Below are 8123 nucleotides of genomic sequence, written 5' to 3'. Positions count from 1 at the left end.
CCCACCAGCCACGCCCACACCCCACCTCCACCCACACCCATACCCCCACACACACCCCACCTCCACCCACACCCCACCCCCTGGAATCACTCAACCAAAGGGACGCTGGGGTTCCTGAAGCCTGTCCGGATGGCGTGGCGGCCATGGGATGTTTCTCAAGGAGAAAACGATAGGGCGGGTGGACGCGCGAACGCCCCGGCACGCGTCGAGGCGTACCGGGGCGGTACCGGGCGGGGCTATCGGGCCTATCCGGTGGGGCGGTGGTGCCGGATCCAGGCCGCTTGGCCGCCGTCCACCAGCAGGTCCGTCCCGGTGATGTACCGGGCGTCGGGCCCGGCGAGGAACGCGGCGGCCTCGGCGATCTCACCGGGGGTACCGCTGCGTCCGATGCCGCAGGCCCGCAGCATCTCCATCATGTGGTCCCCCGTGGCGGACTCGGCCTCGGCCGTGGCCATGGGAGTGGCGATCACTCCCGGGCTGATGGTGTTCAGCCTCGCGCCCCGCCGGTTCCACGCAAGGGCCGCCGCTTGGACACGAACCTGGTTGGCCCGTTTGGCGACGATGTAGGCGCTGACGCCGTCGTCGATGGACTTCACCGGGTCCAGGGACAGGAGATCCTCCGTGGGGACGGTGGCCAGCGCGTGCTCGTCCTCGGTGCTCAGCGAGGCGTGGTGACCCGCCATGCTGGCCACGCAGACCAGTGAGGTTCCACGCGAGGCCACGGACTCGAACGCGTCGATGACGTGCGCGGTACCGACCAGGTCCACACGCAGGATCGCCTCCACCGACGCGGTGGCCGCGGAGACACCGGCGGTGTGCACGACCGAGACGATCCCGCCCTCCCGCCGCGCCGCGCGGGCGAGCTCTTCCACCGAGGACCGGTCGGAGACGTCCGTGAGGACGTCCAAGACGTCGTAACCCGTCTCCTGGAGGGAGGCCACGACCCGGTCCAACCGGTCCTGCGAATAATCGGCGAGCACCAACCGGCGGCCGTTACCCAGGCGACGCGCGACCGCCTCGCCCATACCACCGGCCCCGGTGACGACGACCACCTCGGGTTCGTCGGACAGCGTCATTTCAGGCCGCCCTTCTCGTTGGTTCGGACGGGGTCGGGGGATCCTCGTCCCAGGCCGCGCTTCGTGCGATGGCCTGTCTCCAGGACCGCAGGGTCCTGGGCGCGATCCCCGCAGCGATCACTCCGGTCAGCCGGTCGCCGGTGCGGTAGGCGACGATGAACCGACGTTCATCGAGGTCACCCTCGACCAGGGCGACCTCGTCGTGACCACGTAGGTATCCGTACGCCTGGAGCTTCATGTCGTACTGGTCGGACCAGAAGTAGGGCACCGGTGCGAACGGTCGCCCCTGGGGACCGCGGAGCAGGTTCCGGGCGGCGGCCATGCCCTGTTCGGCCGCGTGTGTGCGGTGTTCCACGCGCATGGAGGTACCGAAGAGCGGGTTGTGCCAGCGGGCGACGTCGCCCGCCGCGTACACTCCCGGGCCGGCCGAACAGTACTCGTCGCACACCAGGCCGTCGTCCAAGCGCAGCCCGCTGCCCTCCAACCAGTCCGTGTTGGGTACCGAACCGACGCTGACCAGCACCTCGTCGGCCTCGATCACCTCGCCGCCGACCAGTCGTACCCCGTCGTCGATCACCTCCGCCACGCCGGTTCCGGTGCGCAGGTCCACGCCCCGCTCCGAGTGCAGTGTCGAGAGCATCCGCCCCACGTCCTCACCCACGGCGTGGGCCAGGGGGACGGGTGCCGGTTCGACCAGGGTGACCCGGCAGCCGATACCCCGCGCCGTGGCGGCGGCCTCGGCGCCGAGGAATCCCGCGCCGACCACCAGGAGATGGCGTCCCGGTTCCAGCCGGGATCGCAGGTTCAGGGCGTCGTCGAGGGTGCGTAGGAGGTGCCCGCGCGCGGTGGGCAGCGCGCGCGGCCGGACCCCGGTGGCGACGATCAGCCCGTCGTAGGGGAGGGCCTCCCCGGAAGCGATCTTCACGGTGCGGGCGCGGGTGTCCACCCCGATCGCCTCGGTGCCGATCCGCAGTTCCACGTTCAGGGCCGACAGGTCCTCGTCGGAACGGAGCGGGAGTCGGTCCTCCCGCCACGTGCGCGACAGGATCTGCTTCGACAGCGGTGGCCGGTCGTAGGGCGCGTAGGGTTCGTCCCCGATGAGGGTGAGGTCTCCTTCGAACCCCTCCCGACGCAGGGTCTCGACGGCGGCCAGCCCCGCCGCCGATGCTCCGACCACGACGACGCGGTTCATTCCCGTACCAGTCGCAGTGCCGCCGCCGGGCAGATCGCCACGGCCTCGTTCACCTGGTCGTAGAGTTCCTCTGGCGGGTGGGGGTCGAGCACGACCGCCACCCCGTCCTCATCGCGTTGGTCGAAGACGTCGGGTGCTTCCACGACGCACTGCCCCGACGCCACGCACTTGGGTTCGTCCAGTTCCACTCGCATGGAGGTCTCGCTTTCTCGTTGTTCGCTGTGGTCGTGTCACCAGGTGACGGGCAGGGAGCGCAGGCCGTAGGCCACGCCCTCGAAGGCGAAGTCGACCTCCTCGAACGGCACCGCCAGGCTCAGGGTGGGGATACGTCGGAACAGGGTGCCGAACACGGCTTGGAGTTCGACCCGGGCCAGTGTCTGGCCCAGACACTGGTGGGCCCCGTAACCGAAGGCGTGGTGTTTGCGGGCCGGCCGGGAGAGGTCGAGGGTGTCGGGCTCCGGGAACGCCTCGGCGTCCCAGTCGGCGGTGGCCAGGTCGAAGATGACGCCGTCCCCGGCCGGAATGACCTGCCCACCGACCTCGATGTCCTCCAGCGCGACCCGACGGATCCCCGTGTGCACGATGGTCAGGTACCGCAGCAGCTCCTCGACCGCGCCGGCCACGACCTTGGGGTCCTCGGTGGTGCGCACCACCTCCAGCTGTTCCGGGTTCCGCAGCAGCAGGAGCGTGCCCAGCGAGATCATGTTGGCGCTGGTCTCGTGTCCGGCGATGAGGATGGCCGATCCCATGATCACGGCCTCCTCACGGGTCATCCGGCCCTCGTTGACGTGCCCGGCCATCTCCGAGAGCACGTCGTCCGACGGGTCCGTCCTCTTCTTGTCCAACAGCTCGCCCAGGTAGCCGGACAGGGCCGTGTTGGAGGCCCGAACCTCCTCGGGGGTGGAGGTGTGGCTGACCCCGACGGTGCTGTGGCGGTGGAAGAACTCGTGGTCGGCGTAGGGCACTCCGAGGAGCGCGGTGATGACCAGGGTCGGGACCGGAAGACCGATCGTGGTGACCAGGTCGGCGGGCTTGGGGCCGGCCAACAGGTCGTCGATCAGTTCGTCGAGCAGCCGCTGGATGGTCGGGCGCAGCGCCTCGACGCGCTTGACCGTGAAGGGCAGGTTGACCAGGCGGCGCAGCCGGGTGTGCTCCGGGGCGTCGGTGTTGGTGATCAGCTCCGGCAGGTGGGGCGCGATCTCGGCCCGGCCCCGGGTCATGTGGGGGTAGTTCGGGAGTTTCTCGTCGATGCTCAGCCGGGGGTCGGTGAGCAGGGCGCGCTGGTCGGCGTGCCGGGTCACCAGCCACGGGGTGCTCCCGTCCCAGATCCGAGCCTTGGCCACCGGTTCCTGCTCGGTCAGCCTGCGCAGCTGCGGGGCGGGGCCGAACGGACACCCCTCCTGCCTGGCCGCCGGGTACTCGGTCACCGATGGTGTGGATGCAGCGCCCCGAGGGGTGGCGGTGTCGGTCATGCGTCTCCTCTGATCGCTGTTCGACGCGGGTCGTGCGGGAACGACCCTCAACGAGGCAACCAAGGCGGACTGACAGCGGGCGGACACGAACCTGACGGTAAGCTGACGTGAGGTGGATCACTCTCGGATGCGAGCGTGCGGGGTGGGGCTCAGCGGTCCCGGCCTTCGAGCGCGTAGCCGAAGCCCCGGTGCGTGCGGATCAGGTTCGGACCGTCCCTCTCCACCTTCCGGCGCAGCCGTGAGACGAGCCGTTCGATCGCGTTGTCCGCGCGGAGTTCGCCCCACAGGTGGTCGGCGATGTGTTCCTTGGACAGCACCCTGCCGGAGTTGACCAACAGGTAGCGCAGTAGCCGGTACTCGGCGGGGGTGAGGTCCAATTCGCGCTCTCCTCGGTGGGCTCGACACGAGGTGTCGTCCAGGACCAGGTCGCCGTAGCGGAGCAGGGGCTCGGAGCGGCCCGCGCTCCGTCCACGGATCAGTAGCCATACCCGCGCGAGGAGTTCGGGGACCCGGACGGGTTCGGCGATGTAGTCCTCTCCGCTCAGCCCGACCTCGGGCAGCACCGTGTCGAGGAAGTCCCCGCTCACCATGAACAACACCGGTGGTCCCCCGACGCCACGGCGTCGCCGGGGGATCTCCGACAGGTCTGGAAGCGTGGTGTCCACGAGGACGAGATCCAGGCCGCCGCGCCCCATGCGATCGATGGCCGCGTCGCCGGTGTCGGTGACGTCCACCCCGTAGCCGGCCAGTTCGAGTGTCGGACACAGGAGGTCCACGACCTCTGGGTCGCGTGCGACCACAAGGATGAGCTCACCGTTGCCACGGCGCATGTACCGCCCCCGCGTGAGGAGATTCGGGAAGAAATGACCACGCAAGACCATAGCGAGCGCCGCGTCCTCGTGCGGTCACTCACGGTCGCGGATGTCCTGCCGGGTGGTCATTCCGTATCGTCCATCAGCGCGATCTGTTCGCTGACCGCACGGAACCCCTGTTCCAGGGCGCGCAGGTCCTCGACTCGGAGCCGGACGAGGATGTCGGAGCGGAAGGGGCGGGTCACCAGCAGGCGGCGCACGACCGAGGCGCCCCGGGGGGTGGCGTGCACGCGGCGGACCCGGTGGTCGTCGGGATCCAGGCTACGCGTGGCCACACCCTGGGAGACGAGCCGGTCGAGCATGGTCGACATCGACGCCATCGATACACCGAAGGAGGCGGCCAGGTCCCTGCCGGTCGCGCCCTTCTCCGAGGTGACCAGGAGCATCAGCACCCGAAGCTGAGGGATGGTCAGGCTCATCTTGGTCAGGTACCGCAGGAGGTTGGCCAGCACGGCCTCCTCCATCCGCCCGTTCAGACGCTCGATCTCGTGCAGGAGGTGCTCCCGCTCGTGTTCGTCCTGTTCAACACCCTCATGCGGCATGTCGCAATGATAGGGCGCCCGGTGCTCGCGACGTTCGACGCGGATAATACTTAGCATCATGCTAACCTTCGTCGCGCACAGATTCTCCACATGTAGTGACAGTGAGTGAGGACGGCCATGAGCGCACCCTCCGAAGCGACGAGGAGCCAGGAAACCCCTGCCTCGGACGTCGATCTGCAATCCCTCCGCGAACGGTACGCCCTGGAGCGGGACCGCCGGATCCGCCCCGAGGGAACGGCCCAGTACCGTCCCACCACGGGCGACTTCGGCTACTACGCCACCGACCCCTACACCCCCCGCGTCGAACGCGAACCCTTCAACGACACGGTGGAGGTGCTCGTGATCGGCGGTGGCTTCGGCGGGCTCACCACCGGGGCCCGGCTACGGCAGGTCGGAGTCGAGTCGATCCGGATGATGGACGAGGCCGGCGACTTCGGCGGCACCTGGTACTGGAACCGCTACCCCGGCATCCACTGCGACATCGAGTCCTACTCCTACATGCCCCTGTTGGAGGAGGTCGGCTACGTGCCGAAGTGGCGCTACGCCCCCGGTGAGGAGATCCGTCGGCACGCCGTCGCCATCGCCGAGACCTTCGGCCTGTACCGAGACGCGCTGTTCCACACCCGAGCGACCTCGATGGACTGGAACGAGGACGAGGGCGTGTGGGAGGTGGCCACTGACCGGGGCGACCACATGCGCGCCCGCTACGTCATCACCTCCTCCGGCACCCTCAGCCGCCCCAAACTCCCCGGGATCCCGGGTATCGAGGACTTCCGGGGTCACACCTTCCACACCAGCCGCTGGGACTACGGCTACACCGGGGGAGACGCAGGCGGCGGCCTCGCCGGCCTCGCCGACAAGAAGGTCGCGGTGGTGGGCACCGGGGCCACCGGTGTGCAGGTCATTCCGCACCTGGGCCGCGACGCGGAGCACCTGTACGTCTTCCAGCGCACCCCTTCCTCGGTGGACGTGCGCGACAACCGACCCACCGACCAGGAGTGGGCGGAGTCCCTGCGACCGGGCTGGCAGCGCGAGCGCATGGAGAACTTCCTGGCGATCGTTTCCGGTGAACCGGTCGAGGCCGACCTGACCAAGGACGGCTGGACCGCGACGGCCCGACTCCAGCGCAAGATGATCACCGGCACGCTGGACACGTCCATCTCGCCGCAGGAGCGCGAGCGCCTGGATGAGATCGCCGACGCGCGCACCATGAACCGGATCCGCGCCCGTGTGGACGAGGTCGTCCAGGACCCGGTCACGGCCGAGAGGCTCAAGCCCTGGTACCGGTACATGTGCAAGCGTCCCTGCTTCAGCGACCACTACCTCCAGACGTTCAACCGGCCCGACGTCACCCTGGTGGACACCGCCGACCACGGCGGGATCACCCGCATGACCGAGGACGCGATCGTGGTCGGCGACACCGAGTACGAGGTCGACTGCGTCGTCTTCGCCACCGGGTTCGAGGTGGGCATCTCCGGGGTGCTGTCCGGAGCCCTGCCGGTGCGCGGACGGAACGGCCAGGACCTCCTCGCCTCGTGGAGCCGTGGACCCAAGACCCTGCACGGCTTCTACAGCCCCGGGTTCCCGAACCTCTTCCACCTGGGGTCGCTACAGAACGCCAACTCGGTCAACTTCGCGCACATCCTCCTCGAACAGGCCGAGCACATCGCCGCCGTCATCGAGCAGGCGGGCAAGGTCGGGGCCGAGGTGGTCGAACCCTCCGAGGAGGCGACCGAGGAGTGGATCCGGGCGGTGCGCGAGAGCGCCCACGACAACTCCGACTTCCAGGCCCAGTGCACGCCCGGTTACTACAACCGCGAGGGTGCCGGTACGGGCAGGAGCAACTCCTTCGGCCCGGGGCCGGTGGCCTTCCACCGGCTCCTGCGCGAGTGGCGGGACACCCGCATGGACGAGGTCTTGGTCCAGCCGTCGGAGGTGAGCGACCGATGAGGGCGGCCACGACCCGCGCGTTCGCCGCGCTCCTCCTGGTGGGAACGGCGGCGGGATGTTCGGACCCGGAACCGGAGGCGACCGAACAGGGGGCCGCGGGGAAGGGCGAACTCACCGCCGAACTCCTGACGCAGGTGACCTCGGTGCACGAGGAGACCGGCATGACACTCCTGGAAGGGCCCGTCTTCGCCCCCGACGGGGGGCTGCTCGTCGTCGACGTCCCCACACCCGCGGGGGAACCCAAGGTGCTGCGGGTGGACACCGACACCGAGGAGGTCTCCACGGTCTTCACCGACGACACCGGTGCCTACACCTCCGCCCAGTTCGGCCCGCTCGACGACCGCCTGTACCTGACCGACTTCGCCGGGGGCGGGATCGTCTCCATGACCGCGGAGGGGAAGGACCCCGAGGTCTTCTTCTCCGGTGACGTCGACGGCGAACCGATGAACCCGGACGACCTCACCTTCGACGAGGCCGGGAACATGTACGTCAGTGACTCCGCCGGCTTCGACGCCCCCGCCTGGGAGGCACGGGGCAGGGTGGTCCGGATCGACGGGGAGACCGCCGAGGCCACCGTGCCGGCCGAAGACCTGCCCGCGCCCAACGGCATCGCCTTCACCCCGGACCACTCGGGCCTGTGGGTGGGGCTGTACGGGGCCAACCGGGTCGACCACTATGAGCTGAACGAGGACGGCACGGAGGTGCTGACCTCGCACGCGGCCATCCACTTCGACGGTGGTACCAGTCGGATCGACTCCATCGCGGTCGACGCCGAGGGGAACCTCTACCAGGCCGTCCACGGCCAACCCCGGATCTTCGTGTACTCCTCGACCGGCGAACACCTGACGACGGTGAGCGTTCCCGAGGGGGCGGCCTCCGGGCTGGACACGGCCACCAACGTGGCCATCGCACCCGGGACGACCGACGCCTACATGACGGTGAGCGGTGCGGACGGCGGGTTCGTCTATACCTTCGACGCGCTCGGCGAAGGTATCCGTCAGTCCAACGGCGGCTGACTC

Annotated in this window: 8 protein-coding genes; 2 read left to right on the top strand and 6 right to left on the bottom strand. The window is 69.2% G+C overall.

Going from position 1 to position 8123, the window contains the following annotated elements:
• Positions 1–245: 245 nt before the first annotated feature.
• From NLI01S_RS18350 to NLI01S_RS18325, 6 genes are all read right to left on the bottom strand, one after another.
• Positions 246–1076 (bottom strand): SDR family oxidoreductase, encoded by an 831-nt coding sequence (locus NLI01S_RS18350; protein WP_067606234.1) that lies wholly within the window; start codon positions 1074–1076, stop codon positions 246–248.
• Between the two features lies 1 nt (position 1077).
• Positions 1078–2268 carry an NAD(P)/FAD-dependent oxidoreductase gene (locus NLI01S_RS18345; protein WP_067606233.1) on the bottom strand — a complete coding sequence of 397 codons (1191 nt, stop codon included), beginning with the start codon at positions 2266–2268 and terminating at the stop codon, positions 1078–1080.
• On the bottom strand, positions 2265–2462 hold the full coding sequence (locus NLI01S_RS18340; RefSeq protein WP_067606232.1) for a ferredoxin: 198 nt from the start codon (positions 2460–2462) through the stop codon (positions 2265–2267). The genes NLI01S_RS18345 and NLI01S_RS18340 overlap by 4 nt, the downstream gene beginning before the upstream one ends.
• Before the next feature lie 36 nt (positions 2463–2498).
• Positions 2499–3740, bottom strand: coding sequence for a cytochrome P450 (locus tag NLI01S_RS18335; protein WP_067606231.1), 1242 nt, complete (start codon positions 3738–3740; stop codon positions 2499–2501).
• A gap of 149 nt (positions 3741–3889) precedes the next feature.
• Entirely contained in the window at positions 3890–4570 is a 681-nt protein-coding gene (locus NLI01S_RS18330) for a response regulator transcription factor (protein ID WP_067606246.1), read from the bottom strand.
• 107 nt (positions 4571–4677) lie between these two features.
• Positions 4678–5154 carry a MarR family winged helix-turn-helix transcriptional regulator gene (locus tag NLI01S_RS18325; RefSeq protein WP_067606229.1) on the bottom strand — a complete coding sequence of 159 codons (477 nt, stop codon included), beginning with the start codon at positions 5152–5154 and terminating at the stop codon, positions 4678–4680.
• Positions 5155–5271: 117 nt separating this feature from the next.
• Here NLI01S_RS18325 and NLI01S_RS18320 point away from each other — a divergent pair, with 117 nt between their 5' ends.
• Positions 5272–7104: a flavin-containing monooxygenase gene (locus NLI01S_RS18320; RefSeq protein ID WP_067606227.1), complete on the top strand. Its 1833-nt coding sequence runs from the start codon at positions 5272–5274 to the stop codon at positions 7102–7104.
• Complete coding sequence (locus tag NLI01S_RS18315) at positions 7101–8120, top strand: SMP-30/gluconolactonase/LRE family protein (RefSeq protein WP_067606225.1); 1020 nt, start codon at positions 7101–7103, stop codon at positions 8118–8120. The genes NLI01S_RS18320 and NLI01S_RS18315 overlap by 4 nt, the downstream gene beginning before the upstream one ends.
• The last annotated feature ends 3 nt before the right edge of the window (positions 8121–8123 follow it).

The organism is Nocardiopsis listeri NBRC 13360, from assembly GCF_001570765.1.
Classification (GTDB): domain Bacteria; phylum Actinomycetota; class Actinomycetes; order Streptosporangiales; family Streptosporangiaceae; genus Nocardiopsis; species Nocardiopsis listeri.
This window is presented reverse-complemented; position numbering and strand designations above follow the sequence as displayed.